Source organism: Cutibacterium avidum ATCC 25577 (genome assembly GCF_000227295.1).
Lineage (GTDB): Bacteria > Actinomycetota > Actinomycetes > Propionibacteriales > Propionibacteriaceae > Cutibacterium > Cutibacterium avidum.
The window spans coordinates 1,567,102-1,582,669 of the sequence record NZ_JH165054.1 but is presented as its reverse complement, the minus strand read 5'-3'; the positions used below and the strand labels follow the sequence as shown (position 1 = coordinate 1,582,669).

Here is a 15,568-nt window from a genome sequence, read left to right as displayed (position 1 = left end):
TGTGATCACTTGACCTGGTTGTTGTTGAAGTATTGGACGATCTCCTCGTCCAGCGTCGGCACCTGGCGCGGCGTCGACCCTTGACGCAACGACTCAGTGGCCTCGATCCCCGCTGCGACCGCATACCAGGCGCCCAACGGCGAGGTATCCGTACGGGTTCCGTTCCTCACGAAGTTGAGGAACTCGGTGACGGTCAACACGTCGGCGTCACCGTGTCCATTGGCGTCCCCGATGATCGGGACGGTCTCATCACCGTCGGCGTTGTAGTGGGTTCGCTTGTTCCACAGTCGAATGACACCTCCCTCACCGTCACCGAAGTTCTCGATGCGCCCCTCCGTGCCGATAACGGTGTAGTTGCGCCAGTAGTCCGGGGTGTAGTGGCACTGCTGGTAGGACGCGAAGACGCCGGACTCCATCCGCATGAGCATCATCGAGATGTCCTCGACGTCGATGACCGGGTTGAGTCCCTTCTGGGTCAGCGGAGGCCAGTTGTCGAGGGAGTACCAGTCGCCCATAAGCTGGTCAGAATTGTCGCGACGATCAGTGATCCGGTCGTAGAGGGTGAGCCCGCCCATCCCAACGACGTCAGTGGTGTGGGAATCGGCGAACCAGTGCATGACGTCGATGTCGTGGGCAGCCTTCTGCAGCAGCAGACCCGTGCCATGCTCGCGAGTGGCATGCCAGTCCTTGAAGTAGAAGTCACCGCCCGACCCGACGAAGTGACGACACCAGATGGCCTTGACCTCGCCGATCCGGCCAGAGCGGATGAGGTCGCGCATCGACCGCACGACGTTCATGTGGCGCATATTGTGACCGACGTAGAGCCTCGTCCCGGTCTCGTAGGCGGTGGTGAGAACCTTCGTCGCCGAATCCATCTTGATGGCCAGTGGCTTCTCCAGGTACACCGGGATCCCAGCCTCCAACAGCTGACAGGTGACCTCGGCGTGGGTGTCGTCAGGGGAGGTGACGAAGGCGACGTCGATTCCCGATGCGATGAGCCCGGCAACCTCAGAGGTGATCGTGATGGAGTCGGGGTCCTTCCCGAGCCGGTCGGCCACCCGCTCGCGGGCCAGGTGATGGGGCTCGCAGACAGCGGTCACGAGGCCGTCGTTGCCCTCCAGCTCGGCGTTGAGGGCCAGGCGCGAGCGCGCGCCGACGCCGACGACGCCTACCCTCATGCGATCGCCAGTGTGTCCTTCTCGATGGGTTGTCGTCATGACGCTGTGCTGTCCTTTCTCGACTTCGGAAACGACCTTGGCCATGCCACGCAGGGCCACGGGATGCGGGTGTCCGGTACCGAGGGCCTTCCTCGTCACCAGTTCCAGTGCGGTGTTGAGGGCCCCGACGACCGATGCAGCCTGGCCCAATTCCTCGACCTCGGCGGTCATCGCCTCCGAGTCGAGAGGACGCCGAGCCATGAGCCGAGCGATGATGCGGCGAATCACCGTGACCGACGCATTCGTGGGTCCAGACATGACGATGACGTCCGGGTCGATGACGGCTGCGACCGAACCGGTCGTCAGGGCTGCTCGATCGATCCAGTCGTCGTCGGGCATCTCGTCGCCGTCCAGGCGAAGATCGAGCACGTCGCTGATCTCACCGGCGTTCCAGGTGCGTCCGCGATGCAGTTGTCCGTCGAGGATCAGCCCGGTGTGCAGTCCGCGGGTCATCCGTACCAGGAGCATGTCGGCATCGGTGTCGAGGCGGCCGTGCTGACGACGCTGGCAGAACTCGCCATAAGCAGCCATGTTGATGTCGTTGTCGACGGTGGCAGGGACGTCAAGGCGCCGGGAGAGCGTTCGGCCCAAGTCCAACCCGGTCCACTGCGGCACGAGGTCGCTTCGCACGATGCGACCATCGCCGTCGATGACGCCCGTTGTCGAGACCGCCAGGTGCAGCAACGGCCCCTTGTCCCCGCACGCATCTCGCAATGATTCGATCGCGCTCACGACGGTGTCGAGACGGGCTTCGGGTCGGTGCTGGTCGAGCCGAGAACTACGGGCGTCGAGGATCGTCCCGCCGAAAGTGGCCGCCACCAGGAGCATCGAGTCGACGAGGATGTCGGTCCCGATGACGATTCCGACGTCCTCACCCAACGACCACACCGAGGCAGGGCGCCCCAGACCGCCACCATCGGAGGTGCCACGGACCACCCATCCGGACGACTCGAGGTCATTGAGGATTGAGATGACGGTCGGACGTGACAACCCGGTGCTCTCGACGAGATCGGCCGCGCTCATGGCCTCTCCGGCACGCAGTTCGAGCAGGATGTCGTCGGCTCTCTCACTGCGTCGATCATGCTCCGCCACCGTCACCACTCCTTCTCCGCGACCGAGGTCACCGCGGGTCCATGCCCTCACGATCCTTGTAAAGGCATATTTCAAAACACGGTTTCAATACTTGTTGGAAAGAGAATGGACCACCGCGGCGAGTTGGTCAAGGGGTTTGTCGGAACTCGTCATCACGATGTCTTGCGGTGGCCCCCTTCAGCGGCGGACAACCCAGTGTCACGCCGTCATTGCGCTTCACTGACATTGCGCCTCGATCTTTGGCAAAATCGATGCCGTGGCAGTCAGTGTTTTCGACATCTTCAAGGTAGGCATCGGCCCATCCAGTTCCCATACCGTCGGCCCCATGCGAGCCGCACAGATCTTCGTGACTGATCTGGCTCAATCACCGGCGTGGCCCGACGTCACCCGGGTGCGCGCCGAACTCTTCGGCTCACTGGGGGCGACCGGACACGGACATGGCTCCGAAGCCGCCGTCCTGTTGGGCCTGGAGGGAGAGGATCCCGCCACCGTCGACACCGACCAGACCCCAGCTCGAGCCGCCACCATCGCCAACAGCGGACGCATCACCCTCGATGCCGTCCATGGTGGTCGGGAGATTTCCTTCGACGTCACGACAGACCTCATCCTGCATCGCAACCGTTCCTTGCCCTTCCACCCCAACGGCATGACGTTCACGGCCTGGTCGGGCCAGGAGGTCGTCGCCGAGCGCACCTTCTACTCCATCGGCGGTGGCTTCGTCGTCGAACACGGTGAGGACGAGCACCCCGCCATCGTCCGCGACTCGGCTCCGGTCCCCTACCCCTTCAAGACCGGCAAGGAACTGCTGGAACAGTGCTCTGATTACCGGATGAGCATCCCCGAGGTCACCATGGCCAATGAGATGACCGTCCGCGACGAGGAACACGTGCGCGGCGAACTCCTGGACATCTGGGCCGTCATGCACGCGTGCGTCGAGCGTGGTTGTTCCCGCTCCGGCGTTCTCCCAGGTGGACTGCACGTGCGTCGCCGTGCCATGAAGATGCACCGCGATCTCGCTACCCGGGAGCGCATCACCCCAGGCAAGCCAGAACCCTTCGGATCGGTCGACTGGCTGACGGTGTGGGCCCTGGCGGTCAATGAGGAGAACGCAGCAGGTGGACGTATCGTCACCGCCCCCACCAACGGTGCGGCCGGCATCGTCCCGTCCTGCCTGCACTTCGCGGTGAAGTTCCTCTCCCCTGGCTCCGACATCGACTCGGGTACTCCCGGAGTCAGCACCGGCGACGACGACCTCATCGTCGACTTCCTGCTGGCCGCCGGCGCCGTCGGCGAGATCTACCAGCAGTCAGCGTCCATCTCTGGGGCTGAGGTCGGCTGCCAGGGCGAGGTCGGCGTGGCATGTTCGATGGCCGCAGCCGGTCTGGCCCAGGTCATGGGCGGGACACCTGCCCAGGTCTGCAACGCGGCCGAGATCGGTCTCGAGCACCACCTTGGTCTCACCTGTGATCCCGTCGGTGGTCTGGTTCAGATTCCGTGTATCGAGCGCAATGCCCTGGGTGCCATTAAGGCCGTGACGGCTGCCCGTCTGGCCATGGCAGGGGACGGCTCCCAGATCGTCAGCTTGGATCAGGTCATGAAAACCATGATGGAGACCGGGCGCGACATGAAGGTGAAATACAAGGAGACGGCGCGAGGTGGCCTCGCGGTGAACATCGTCGAGTGCTGACGACTGCGCACATCGATTCTTGGCGTGCATCCCTAAAATTGTCCAAGAGAAATGAAAACCTCCTAAGAAAACGCGATGCACCGTATCAATAGCTGGGGCCCGCAGTAGCGTGATGGCATCACCCAGCGACCAGATTGAGCAAGGACGATCTTCCGACTCAACCTGATGTCGCGCCCTGTTGGAGAGGAAGGACACGATGCCCAGCAGGCGAAAGACGACACATTGCGGCCGTAGCGGGGGTGTTGATTATCAGTGCTGCACTAGCACCAAAGACCAACGCATCCCCGCCCCCGAGTGAGATGACACAGCCCGCGAGCACTCAATTAATTGACGCCATGAAAAATGGCTTTCCCTATGTCGTTGATACAACCAACAGAACCATAACCATTGATAAAGCCAAGTTGGTGCTCGGATGAAGAATGAAAAGAACTGGACCATTCTCGCATGGGTTCTGGGAACGGTCGTCATGGTATTGTTTGTATTGTCCCTCTGGGGCCAAGCCAATGGAATTGGCTCATGCTTGGACAACGGCTCCAGTGAGGCTGTGAAATGTCAAAGAAAATAATGATCATCTTGATTGTCGAAGTCATCCTCTTGGCAGTGATGTGCTGGTGGTACGACGCCACGATCATTGCAGGGCTCAAGTGCAGGGGTCCGCTGTGGGAGCAGCCCTGAACCCCAGCTTGTAGGCCGGTGCGATGACGCCCACCGACCCGTGGGCCGCACCCACACGAAGGGCGGCTCACGGCTCAGCCACAAGGTGCACCAGCCGACAAGGCAAAACACTCCTTTCAGCCAGCCTCTTGCCACCATCGCGGGCAATGTCCCTTATGATCGACTCCAGATCCTCGCAATACTCGCGGGGATCCCGGCGGCACCCTTGGTCGTCGGTTTTCCACAACGGATCGTCGGGCACGTACCTGCCCGTGGAAAGGATTAACGGTTATGGCAACCGTGCAGTACAAGGAGGCGACTCGGGTTTACCCGGGCACCGATCGCGCAGCCGTCAGCAAGCTCAACCTGGAGATCGGCGATGGTGAGTTCATGGTCCTCGTCGGACCGTCTGGCTGTGGTAAGTCCACCTCCCTGCGAATGCTGGCCGGCCTCGAAGAGGTCAACGCCGGTTCCATCTGGATCGGAGACCGCGACGTCACCGATCTGCCCCCGAAGGACCGTGACATCGCCATGGTCTTCCAGAACTACGCCCTGTACCCCCACATGACCGTGGCCGACAACATGGGCTTCGCCCTCAAGATGCAGAACGTGCCGAAGGCTGAGCGTCAGCAGCGCGTTCTCGAGGCTGCCAAGCTCCTCGGTCTCGAGGACTTCCTCAACCGCAAGCCGAAGGCTCTCTCCGGTGGCCAGCGTCAGCGTGTCGCCATGGGTCGCGCCATCGTTCGTAACCCTCAGGTCTTCCTCATGGACGAGCCGCTGTCGAACCTCGACGCCAAGCTCCGTGTCCAGACCCGTACCCAGATCGCTGCCCTGCAGCAGCGCCTCGGTGTCACCACCGTCTACGTGACCCACGACCAGGTCGAAGCCATGACGATGGGCGACCGCGTTGCCGTCATGAAGGACGGCATCCTGCAGCAGGTCGACTCCCCGCTGGCCCTCTACGACACCCCGAAGAACCTCTTCGTCGCCGGCTTCATCGGCTCCCCCGCCATGAACCTCATGGAGGGCGATGTCGTCGATGGTGGCGTCAAGCTCGGTGACTACGTCGTTCCGGTTTCCCGCGAGGTCCTGGCCAAGGCCCCGAACGAGACCAAGCTCACCCTCGGCATCCGTCCAGAGGCCTTCACCCTCGCCAGCGAGGGCGTCGGACTCGACGTTGCCGTCGTCGAGGAGCTCGGCGCTGACGCCTACCTCTACGGATCCCTCGTCGGCTCCGGCAAGGAGGCCTCGATCGAGGACGGAGAGGCCCACCAGGTCGTCGCTCGTATCTCGTCGCGTCGTCCTCCGCAGCGCGGCGAGCAGGTGCGCCTGGGTGTCGACCCAGCCGCCGTCCACGTCTTCAGTCAGGAGACCACCGAGCGCATTTCCTGATCCTCGGTTCCCACGAACGCTATGAGGCCCCCGGTTCTTCCGGGGGCCTCGTCGTTTTCTGTGGATCCAGTTCCTGCGCGGTTCCAGCTCGACGTCACTCCTCCATGCGCTCGACTTTGGAGACGACGACATCCACCTTCCCCGGGACGCGTCCGGACTGGGTAATGGCCATGGCAATCCGGCGACGAAGGTCCTGGGTGAGCCGCACGATGGGCACCGTCAGATCGACGGTGACCTCCATGTCCACGTCGGTACGTCCATCCTCTTCACTGATCCGCACCGCGGAGCGTTCGTCAGACTTGCCGACCCGACGCCACCACGGCCGGACGAGTCGAGTCACGCCGGGGGTGTTGAGAACAGTGGTGACGATGACCCCTTCCAGATCATCACTGGTTTCGTCGCCCGTCAGGACAGTTCCGGAGACGACAACGTCGTTTTCGGGCTCAGACATGGATGTCCTCCACAATGATGTCAATGGCTTCCGGGCGTCCGCCCAGCTGGAGATACATTTCCGACGCCACCTGCTGACGCACCCGGTCGGCGCATTCCGGGATCCGAACACCTTGGGCAACCGACAGGTCAATGCGCAGTCTCAACGGGGCATGGGGCACCGAGAAACGGACTCGGCTCAACCTGCCATCTTCGCATTCAGCCAGGGTCTCGCGCACGATGGTGGTCAGCACGGTCTCCCTGACCTCAATGTCGCCACCGTCGTCACTGACGATGCAATGACGCGGCGAGAGATCAGCGCTGTAGGACCTCCACACCGACGACAACTTCGGTGGATCGACGACGACCTTGGTCTTGGCGTCCTCGGCAACCGTGTCGTCACGCAGTTGACCGGCACGAACGGCCACGGTGCGCACCGCCTGGCAGGCTGGGCACTCGGCCTCGTGCTCGGTGGGAGGTTGTGTCGCGTTGTCCCAGACGTGGTTCATGTCCGCGCCACACGCGAGATTCACCTCCATGGTTCCATCTCCTCCGCAATGGTGGCCCTCGCCCGGGCCAAACGGCCACGAACGGTGGACACTGGTAATTCTTCAATCTCAGCAATCTCGGCGTATCCGAGACCGTCGATCTGAGCCATGGCCCAGATACGCCTCTGGTTGTCCGGCAGCCGGTCAACACTCTTCCTCAACGCCTTCATCGCGGCATCCCTGGTGTGTGCCCTTGCTGGGTCCTGAAGGGTGTCGATCCTCACCGGAACTTCTTCCGGTGCCACCGGGTCGGTTGCGCGTCGCCCGGCGGTCCGGATGACTTCCCGGCAACGATTCCGAGCAATGGTGTACATCCACGCCCTGAACCGAGACCTATCGTCGAGATCGGGCAGCTTCTGCCAGGCAGTCAGCAGAACGTCCTGGACGACGTCCTCCGCGTCAATCGTGGCCGGCAGGTGGTTGTGACAGAACCTCAGGAGCGGTCCGCCCCATGACTCAACAACGCGAGCGTATGCCGCAGCATCCCCGCCCTGAGCAGCACTTATGTCCGCAAAAACGATCTCGTCGCCGCCGTCACCTTCGACTCCGCTGACCATGGATTCGACGCTAGCAGCGGTCGAGGACAACTACTGAGTCCTCGACCGCTAGCGCGCAGCTCAGGCGAGCACCTTTCCGTCACGTGTCCGCGGCTTGGCCCGTTCGGACTTCTCGTTGAGGAAGGTGGGCTTGGGCATCGGATTGGCGGGGAGGTTGTCTCCGGACTCGTCGACATTGGACACTTCGGTCACGCCGACGTGACTCACACCCGTTCCGGTGACGTGTGCCCCCGTCCGCAACTTCGTTCCGAAACGGATCAGCTTGGCATCCAGAGCGGTCTCGACGTCGCGAGCCACCTCGGACTCCAGCCAATTGACGAGCTTTCGCACGTCAGCGCGGTCGTCAAGGTCGATCTGAACCATCATCTCGGGAGCAACACGGGCTCCGAAGAACCTGACATTGGCACTGCTGACCCCGGGGAATTCCTCGATCTGCTCCTCGATGGCTCGTCCCAGAGCATCGGTGGACAGAACCGTGGATCCATGGTTCGTCTCGTGGCTGATGCTGTAGCTGTGAGCGCGATTACTCGACGAGAACTGCCGAAGCAGCCAGATCAGCCCAATCACGGCAGCCAGGACGCCCACGATGAGCAGGGCCCAGGAGGCGTAATCCGTGCGCCATGCCTTCGGCACGTCGGCAATGGGCGCGTCGGGTACAGGTTGCCACCATCCCCACGACGAGGCGACGTCGAACCGCACCAGCATGAACCACGCGACCACCAGCAACAAGATGATCCCGACGACGGCAAGTCGTGTTCTGTTTGCGCGGCCCCTCATCGCAACCTCACTTTCACGTTCGGGGACTGTTCCAGGCCAAGCGAGTCGACGCGATCAGCAATCCTCCTGGTGAGCTGTTCCCGCATCACCTCAGGATCATTGACGTCGGTCTCGACGTCGATCTTGAGCGCATTGCCGCGACGCCTCACCGACGAAGATGCGACACCGTCCTCCTCGTCAAGCCAACGAGAAAGCCAGCCCGCCAGGTCGGAGTTGTCCATGACGATCTCGCGGTCGCCCGGGGCACCTTCAGCCGGCTTGAGGAAGACACCAGAAGTGCGTCCCGGCTTGAAAGCCCAGATCACCAGCAACAGGGCGATGACGCCAATGACGATGGCAACCGTCAGCGCGGTGTCGTTGAGCCATGAGGCGGTGGTCATGTGACCACGGCCCCAGCCCAACCACTGTGGCAAGGATCCGTGCTGGAGACGGTGAACGGCAGCGATGATGGCCACCACTCCGGCTGCCACCAGCAGGACACCGAGGATCACCACCGGGGTCGTCCGGGAGGGACGACGAACGAGTGGCGGAGACATGTATTGATGACTCATCTCAGTTCAGCTCCTTCGTCGTCGATGCCTTGTTGACAACTCGGCTCACCAGAATGTCGATCGTGCCGATCTCAACCCCGGACAGTTTCGGAACCTGTTCGGTCAAACGGGCTCTCAGGTCGTCGCACTGAGCCTGGATGGGGGCGGGATAGCTGATGGCAACCTCCACCTCGAGATCAGCAGTACGACCGGTGAGAACCGCACTCACCTTCGGGCCTCGGTCGAAGTCGGCACGCGACCCCGATCCGAACAACGACGAGGTGGGAGCCCCAAAACCCTCGCTCTGGGCCGCCACGCGGGCAGCCACCTTCTCGACAACCGCCGTGGACACCGTCAAGGTTCCACGGCTGGCCTTCTCACGGTTGTGGACCGCCAGCGAGGGCACCGAACGTACGCGGGTGGTGCCGACAGACATCAACGGTTCCGCTGACTTGGCTTGCCGAAGATGTCGTGCACGTCGAGCTGACCGTCAATGATCCGCCCCACGATCAGGCCGAGCAGGCCCAGTACCAGCACGACGATGGCCTGCCACACGCCAACGCAGACCGCGATGACGCCCAGCAACAGACCGACGAGTGCTCCGATGCGCGATGCATTCATACTGCGACCTTTCAGGAGAGCTCGGTGTTCTTATGCTGAGGGACAACCTGGGTCTGCTGGTCCTCGTCGTCCTCATCGTCGCCCTGGATGTACACATCGGTGACCTGGACGTTGACCTCGACGACCTCGAGGCCGGTGCCGTACTCGACAGCGTCAATGATGGTCTCGCGGAGCTTGTTGGCGACCTCGACGACCGAGTAGCCGTAATCGATGACGACGGAGAGATCGATGGCGCACTGACGCTCACCCTTCTCAACCTGAACGCCATTGGAGACGTTGGTGGTGGAGCCCGGGATGCGGTCAGTGATGGAGCTCAGCATGCGACGTCCGGTGGAGCCCATGGCGTGAACGCCAGGAACCTCACGGCACGCAATACCGGCGATCTTCTGGACGACCTGCTCGGCAATAAGGGTCGAGCCGTGGTCGGTGTGTAGCGGCGACGGGGCCACGGCCTCCTTGGTGGTGTCCGGCAGATTCTCGGTCTTGGTCTCGTCAGTCTTGACGGAAGCAGTCTTGTTGTCAGCCATGTCGGCTCATCTCCATTCGATCTGTAGCGACTTTCACATGTTCAGATGTTCGGCGAGCCGAATCGTCACGCCGAATCCGAGAATTGGGCGAAAAAATATCCTGTGCGTCCTCGGCTACCCTCGAAACCACCCGATGACAGGAGGGACCATGCCGACGTCCACCACCATGCAGGGATTGACGACCGGACTGTGTTCGGATCACGCCCACTCCAGCGTCACCCCTCCCGCCTTCCTCTCCTCGAACTACTTCTACGACACCTTCGGGGAGCGCCCAACCTTCGACTACGGCCGTGGAGGCAACCCCACCCGAGCCCTGCTTGCCGACGCCCTCACGACCCTCGAGGCTGGCACGGGGGCGGTCGTCACCTCGTCGGGAATGTCGGCCATCATGGTGGTGCTGCAGGCCTTCGTGCCGGTTGGCGGCCACGTCATCGCGCCGCACGATTGTTACGGCGGTACCTGGCGCATCCTCGACACCTGGGCCACTGCCGGACGTCTGACGGTCGACTGGGTCGACGAGACCGACCTTGACGCCCTGCGCACCGCCCTGGAATCCCCCACCGACCTACTCCTGGTGGAGACCCCGTCCAACCCACTGCTGCGCATCACCGACATCGCTGCCGCGGCTGAGCTGGCTCATTCCTCGGAGGGCGAGCGCACTGTCGTGGCCGTCGACAACACCTTCTGCTCGCCAATCCTGCAGCAGCCGCTGAATCTCGGGGCAGACCTCGTCATCGCTTCCGACACCAAGTTCCTCAACGGCCACTCCGATGTCATCGGCGGCTCCGTCGTCGCCGCTGTCCCGGAGGACGTCGACCTGATGGCCTTCCACGCCAACATGCTGGGGGTGACGGCATCTCCGCTGGATTCCTGGCTGACGCTGCGTGGCCTCCGCACCCTCAGGGTGAGGATGAAGGCCCACTGCACCAACGCTGCCCGGATGGTCGAAATCCTTTCCTCCCACGCTGCCGTCGCGGCGGTGCACTGGCCTGGGCTGCCCGATCACCCCGGTCACGACCTGGCCGCCCGTCAGCAGAAGGACTTCGGATCCCTGCTCAGCTTTGAGCTGGCCGGCGGACTACCCGCTGTCGAGGCATTCATGACCGGAGTGGAAGGATTCATCCTCGCCGAGTCCCTGGGAGGTGTGGAATCCCTGGTCTGCCATCCTGCGACGATGACCCATGCGGCCATGAGCCAGGAGGCCCGGGACGCCGCTGGGGTCAATGACTCCATGATCCGGATGAGTCCAGGAATCGACCCCGTCGATGACCTCGCCACCTGCCTGAACGAAGCTCTCGACCGAGCCGCTGCCGTCTGAGTCCTCGAGTACTCAATGACCTGCTGACTAGGACCCACGCCCATGAACAGGTCATTGGGGTGGCAGACTGTCCCCCGTGACCCGTTTCCTCAGCGCGAAGCCCGACTCCCGCCTGCTTCCGTTGCCGTGGAGCACACCGCTGGCACAGTGGCCGCAGGAGCTCCTGGTCGCGCTACCCCGAGGCATCTCCCGCCACGTGGTGCGATTCATCACCGTTGGCGACGACGTCTATGCCGCAAAGGAGGTCGTCGAGCACCTGGCGATCCACGAGTACCGGCTGCTGCACGACCTCATGCGTCTGGACACCCCGTCCGTCGAGCCCATCGGAGTCATCACCGACCGTTACTCCACCGATGGGGAACCACTCGAACCGATCATCCTCACCCGCCACCTGCGGTTCTCACTGCCGTACCGGTCCCTGTTCCATTCCGGTGTGCGTCAGGGGACCGTCATGCGGCTGCTCGACGCCCTCGTCGTCCTGTTGGTACGGCTGCACCTGGTGGGATTCCTCTGGGGAGACATCTCGCTGTCGAACGTACTGTTCCGACGCGACGCCGAGGCCTTCGCGGCCTATCTGGTCGACGCCGAGACCGGCGAGCTCCATGACCGCCTCACCACCGGACAGCGGGAACACGATCTGCAGATCGCCCGCACCAACCTTTACGGCGAGTTCCTCGACCTGGAGGAGGGTGACATGCTCGACGCCGCCCTCGATCCGCTGGGCCTGGTGACGACGATCGAGGACCGGTACCACGAGCTGTGGAACGAGCTCACCGCTGCCGAGGAGTACGCCGGCGGTGACTACTCCCAGGTGGAGTCGCGGGTGCGTCGTCTCAATGCCCTGGGTTTCGACGTCGCCGAGCTGGACATCCAGACCTCGTCGGACGGTCAGCGGCTGCGCATCCAGCCCAAGGTCGTCGACGCCGGGCACCACCAGCGCCGTCTGCTGCGTCTGACTGGTCTGGACACCGAGGAGTTCCAGGCGCGACGTCTCCTCAACGACCTCGACACCTTCCGGGCCCGCAATGGCCTGCAGGGAGTTGACGAGGCGGTGGCTGCCCATCGCTGGCTCACCGAGCGCTTCGAGCCCGTCGTCCAGCAGATTCCCCCGGAACTGTCCCGCAAGCGCGAGCTCGCGCAGTTCTACCACGAGGTGCTCGACTACCGCTGGTACGAGTCCCAGCGCCAGCAGCGCGAGGTCCCGCACATCGAGGCGGCCCAGGGATATGTTCGCGACATCCTGGCCCAGCTTCCTGACGAGGCCATAAGTGCGGAATCGGTTGTCTCCGTCGACGGATCGCAACCACGCAGCGGTCACGAGCTGATCAATGTGTACGACCCGTCCCTGGGATATGTCGAGGACGAGGAGGATGACGCCCCCTACGACCCGTGGGAGGCCAATGCCGAATCCGTAGACGTGGAATCGGCCTCTCGTCTCGACATCGACGCCTTGCGCGCCCGCGGGAAGGGCTAGGAAAACCTCGTCACTCCGAGGACTTCGGCGGTATCGGCACCGTGAACGACCCACCCTTGGAAGATCCGCTGCTGAACGATCCCCACTGCGTGGGAGCTGCTGCCACCGAAGGGCCGGCTTCAGGCCGGGTCCTGGGCTCTTCAGCGTCCTTGTCAGGACGCGATCCGGGGACGACCGGCTTGATGGATTCACCCATCGCGGCCTCCAGGGCCCGGGAGATGGGGCTGGACGACGGCTTGTGCTTGCGAATCTCGGCCATGCGGCCATGGTAGGCGATATGTCGGGGTCCCCCGGTAGCCTTGAGGCGTGACGTTCAAGCTCTACAACACCGCTACCCATGGCATCGAGACCTTCGAACCCCTGCACGAGGGTCAGGTGTCGATCTACCACTGTGGCATGACGGTGCAGTCCAGTCCGCACCTGGGCCACATCCGCAAGGAGGTCGTCTTCGACGTCCTGCGGCGCTGGCTGGAGTGTTCTGGCTACCAGGTGACAGTCGTCGCCAACGTCACCGATATTGACGACAAGATCCTCGCCAAGTCCGCTGCTGCCGGCGTGCCCTGGTGGGCCCACGCCTACCACTACGAGAACGAGCTGCACGCGGCCTACAAGGCTCTGGGATGTCGTCCGCCGTCCTACGAGCCGCGCGCCACCGGCCACATCCCGGAGATGATCGAGCTCATCAGAAACCTCATCGAGAAGGGCCACGCCTACCCCGCCCCGGACGGCTCCGGTGACGTCTACTTCGACGTCCGGTCCTGGCCGCGGTACGGGGAGCTGTCCGGGATGCGCGTCGACGAGATGGCCCCGGCCGAGGACTCCGACCCGCGTGGCAAGCGTGACCCACGCGACTTCGCGCTGTGGAAGGGGCACAAGGATGATGAACCGGAGACGGCATCCTGGGCCTCCCCCTGGGGACGTGGTCGCCCCGGTTGGCACCTGGAGTGCTCGGCCATGTCCGGGAAGTACCTGGGTGATGCCTTCGACATCCATGGCGGCGGCATCGACCTGCGATTCCCCCACCACGAGAACGAGTTGGCGCAGTCGGCGGCGGCCGGACGTGCGTTTGCCCATTACTGGATGCACAACGCCTGGGTGACGATGTCCGGGGAGAAGATGAGCAAGTCCCTGGGCAATACCGCCCAGGTGACCGAGGTCACCAAGACCTACAGCCCACGAGCCGTCAGGTACTTCCTGCTCGCCCCCCACTACCGCTCCATGATCGAGTTCAGCCCGTCCGACGAGGACACCAAGGGATCCCTCGACGAGGCCACCAAGGCCATCGAGCGCATTGATTCCTTCCTGGATCGCGCCCGCGACCTCGTCGGCGAGGAGGCCGCGCCGTCGAAGGATCTGCCGGAGGCCTTCGTCACAGCGATGGACGATGACCTGGGAACCCCGCAAGCGGTTGCGGCCCTCTTCAGCGAGATCACCGAGGGCAACAAGTCCGTCTCGGCTCGCGATGTCGACGCCACCCGCGAGCACATGGCTCGGGTACGTGCCATGCTCGCGGTCTTCGGGCTCGATCCGCAGGCCCCGGAATGGGCGGATACCGCCGGAAACGAGGCCCGTCTCGAACCAGTCGTCGACGGCTTGGTCCAAGCCATGCTTGATCAGCGTGCCGAGGCCCGTTCCCGCAAGGACTGGGCGACTGCCGACGCGATTCGTGACACCTTGACCAACCTCGGACTGACGATCGAGGACACCCCCACCGGCGCCCACTGGTCGCTGAGCTGACGAGGAGACCGACATGGCAGGAAATTCCAGGCGCCGCGGCGCAGGACACAAGGGCAAGAGTTCCGCTTCCGGGTCCGGTGGCCGAGGTCGCAGGGGCCTCAAGGGCCGCGGCCCCACCCCCAAGGCCGAGGATCGCACTTACCACAAGGCGTACAAGGCCAAGCAGGAGAAGCTGGCTCGCGGCGGCAACCGCAAGCCAGCCGAGAAGCAGGCCAAGGGCGCCGGCCCGGAGTGGGTGATCGGTCGTAATCCGGTGCTGGAGGCCCTGCACGCCGGTCTTCCGGTGCGCACCGCCTACGTCGCGGAAGGAGCCGAGCACGACTCCCGGCTGCGAGAGATCCTCTCCTTCGCCGCTGACCACGGCATCGTGTTGATGCAGGCCACTCGTGGTGAGCTCGACCGCATGACGGGTGGGTCCAATCACCAGGGTGTGGCCCTGCGCCTTCCCGAGTACGAGTACGCCACGGTCGACGACATCATCGATGCCGGCGCCCAGGCCTATCGCGGCGGTCTCGTCGTAGCGCTGGACAAGATCACCGATCCACGCAACCTGGGAGCGATCATCCGCTCGGCTGCCGCTTTCGGCGCCCAGGGCGTGCTCATCCCGTCTCGCCGCTCGGCCTCGATGACCGCTGCGGCGTGGAAGACCTCCGCCGGGGCTGCCGCACGCATCCCGGTGGCGATGGCGTCGAACCTCAACCAGGCCCTCGGCAAGTTCGCCGAGGCCGGCTGGATGATCGTCGGGCTGGCTGGCGAGGCCGACTCCGACATCGCTGCCGCTCCCGGTCTGGATGGTCCACTGGTGCTCGTCGTCGGTTCCGAGGGCGAGGGCTTGGCCCGTCTCACCCGGCAGTCCTGTGACGTGCTGGCGTCGATCCCGATCAGTAGTGACGTCGAGTCCCTCAACGCCTCGGTGGCAGCATCGATCGCGCTGTACGAGGCGTCAAGGGTGCGCGGGAGTGCGTCTGAAAGCTGAAGGAGTCAGACGCCATTCCACGGGAAACCGTG

Annotated in this window: 16 protein-coding genes; 6 read left to right on the top strand and 10 right to left on the bottom strand. The window is 63.6% G+C overall.

Annotated elements, in window-relative coordinates:
* Nucleotides 1-5: 5 nt before the first annotated feature.
* A complete protein-coding gene (locus HMPREF9153_RS06970) occupies nucleotides 6-2,309 on the bottom strand; it encodes an ROK family protein (protein WP_050796918.1) in 2,304 nt (767 codons plus the stop codon).
* 256 nt (nucleotides 2,310-2,565) lie between these two features.
* Between HMPREF9153_RS06970 and HMPREF9153_RS06965 the strand changes: the two genes are divergently transcribed.
* A complete protein-coding gene (locus HMPREF9153_RS06965) occupies nucleotides 2,566-3,996 on the top strand; it encodes an L-serine ammonia-lyase (protein ID WP_004810661.1) in 1,431 nt (476 codons plus the stop codon).
* Nucleotides 3,997-4,941: 945 nt separating this feature from the next.
* Complete coding sequence (locus HMPREF9153_RS06960) at nucleotides 4,942-6,042, top strand: ABC transporter ATP-binding protein (RefSeq protein ID WP_004810655.1); 1,101 nt, start codon at nucleotides 4,942-4,944, stop codon at nucleotides 6,040-6,042.
* 94 nt (nucleotides 6,043-6,136) lie between these two features.
* Here HMPREF9153_RS06960 and HMPREF9153_RS06955 read toward each other — a convergent pair whose 3' ends face one another.
* From HMPREF9153_RS06955 to HMPREF9153_RS06920, 8 genes are read right to left on the bottom strand one after another with little or no spacing between them, the layout of a single operon-like run.
* Complete coding sequence (locus HMPREF9153_RS06955; protein WP_004810653.1) at nucleotides 6,137-6,493, bottom strand: hypothetical protein; 357 nt, start codon at nucleotides 6,491-6,493, stop codon at nucleotides 6,137-6,139.
* On the bottom strand, nucleotides 6,486-7,010 hold the full coding sequence (locus HMPREF9153_RS06950; protein ID WP_004810651.1) for an Asp23/Gls24 family envelope stress response protein: 525 nt from the start codon (nucleotides 7,008-7,010) through the stop codon (nucleotides 6,486-6,488). The genes HMPREF9153_RS06955 and HMPREF9153_RS06950 overlap by 8 nt, the downstream gene beginning before the upstream one ends.
* Complete coding sequence (locus HMPREF9153_RS06945) at nucleotides 7,001-7,576, bottom strand: RNA polymerase sigma factor (protein WP_004810649.1); 576 nt, start codon at nucleotides 7,574-7,576, stop codon at nucleotides 7,001-7,003. Before HMPREF9153_RS06945 ends, HMPREF9153_RS06950 begins: the two co-directional genes overlap by 10 nt.
* A gap of 60 nt (nucleotides 7,577-7,636) precedes the next feature.
* The gene (gene amaP / locus HMPREF9153_RS06940; RefSeq protein WP_004810646.1) at nucleotides 7,637-8,353 is read right to left on the bottom strand and encodes an alkaline shock response membrane anchor protein AmaP; all 717 of its coding nucleotides are present in this window, start codon (nucleotides 8,351-8,353) and stop codon (nucleotides 7,637-7,639) included.
* Nucleotides 8,350-8,904, bottom strand: a complete 555-nt coding sequence (locus HMPREF9153_RS06935; RefSeq protein WP_004810644.1) for a DUF6286 domain-containing protein — start codon at nucleotides 8,902-8,904, stop codon at nucleotides 8,350-8,352. The genes amaP and HMPREF9153_RS06935 overlap by 4 nt, the downstream gene beginning before the upstream one ends.
* A 1-nt stretch (nucleotide 8,905) precedes the next feature.
* Nucleotides 8,906-9,319 (bottom strand): Asp23/Gls24 family envelope stress response protein, encoded by a 414-nt coding sequence (locus HMPREF9153_RS06930; RefSeq protein ID WP_004810642.1) that lies wholly within the window; start codon nucleotides 9,317-9,319, stop codon nucleotides 8,906-8,908.
* Entirely contained in the window at nucleotides 9,319-9,504 is a 186-nt protein-coding gene (locus tag HMPREF9153_RS06925) for a DUF2273 domain-containing protein (RefSeq protein ID WP_004810640.1), read from the bottom strand. Before HMPREF9153_RS06925 ends, HMPREF9153_RS06930 begins: the two co-directional genes overlap by 1 nt.
* An 11-nt stretch (nucleotides 9,505-9,515) precedes the next feature.
* A complete protein-coding gene (locus HMPREF9153_RS06920) occupies nucleotides 9,516-10,031 on the bottom strand; it encodes an Asp23/Gls24 family envelope stress response protein (RefSeq protein WP_004810639.1) in 516 nt (171 codons plus the stop codon).
* Nucleotides 10,032-10,179: 148 nt separating this feature from the next.
* Here HMPREF9153_RS06920 and HMPREF9153_RS06915 point away from each other — a divergent pair, with 148 nt between their 5' ends.
* A complete protein-coding gene (locus tag HMPREF9153_RS06915) occupies nucleotides 10,180-11,349 on the top strand; it encodes a trans-sulfuration enzyme family protein (RefSeq protein ID WP_004810638.1) in 1,170 nt (389 codons plus the stop codon).
* Nucleotides 11,350-11,425: 76 nt separating this feature from the next.
* Complete coding sequence (locus HMPREF9153_RS06910; RefSeq protein ID WP_004810635.1) at nucleotides 11,426-12,823, top strand: DUF4032 domain-containing protein; 1,398 nt, start codon at nucleotides 11,426-11,428, stop codon at nucleotides 12,821-12,823.
* 10 nt (nucleotides 12,824-12,833) lie between these two features.
* On the opposite strand, the gene HMPREF9153_RS06905 is transcribed toward HMPREF9153_RS06910, so the two are convergent.
* Nucleotides 12,834-13,082 carry a hypothetical protein gene (locus tag HMPREF9153_RS06905; RefSeq protein WP_004810633.1) on the bottom strand — a complete coding sequence of 83 codons (249 nt, stop codon included), beginning with the start codon at nucleotides 13,080-13,082 and terminating at the stop codon, nucleotides 12,834-12,836.
* 47 nt (nucleotides 13,083-13,129) lie between these two features.
* Between HMPREF9153_RS06905 and cysS the strand changes: the two genes are divergently transcribed.
* Both cysS and rlmB read left to right on the top strand, forming a co-directional pair.
* Entirely contained in the window at nucleotides 13,130-14,560 is a 1,431-nt protein-coding gene (gene cysS / locus HMPREF9153_RS06900) for a cysteine--tRNA ligase (protein WP_004810632.1), read from the top strand.
* 13 nt (nucleotides 14,561-14,573) lie between these two features.
* Complete coding sequence (gene rlmB, locus HMPREF9153_RS06895) at nucleotides 14,574-15,536, top strand: 23S rRNA (guanosine(2251)-2'-O)-methyltransferase RlmB (RefSeq protein ID WP_004810631.1); 963 nt, start codon at nucleotides 14,574-14,576, stop codon at nucleotides 15,534-15,536.
* Nucleotides 15,537-15,568: the final 32 nt, after the last annotated feature.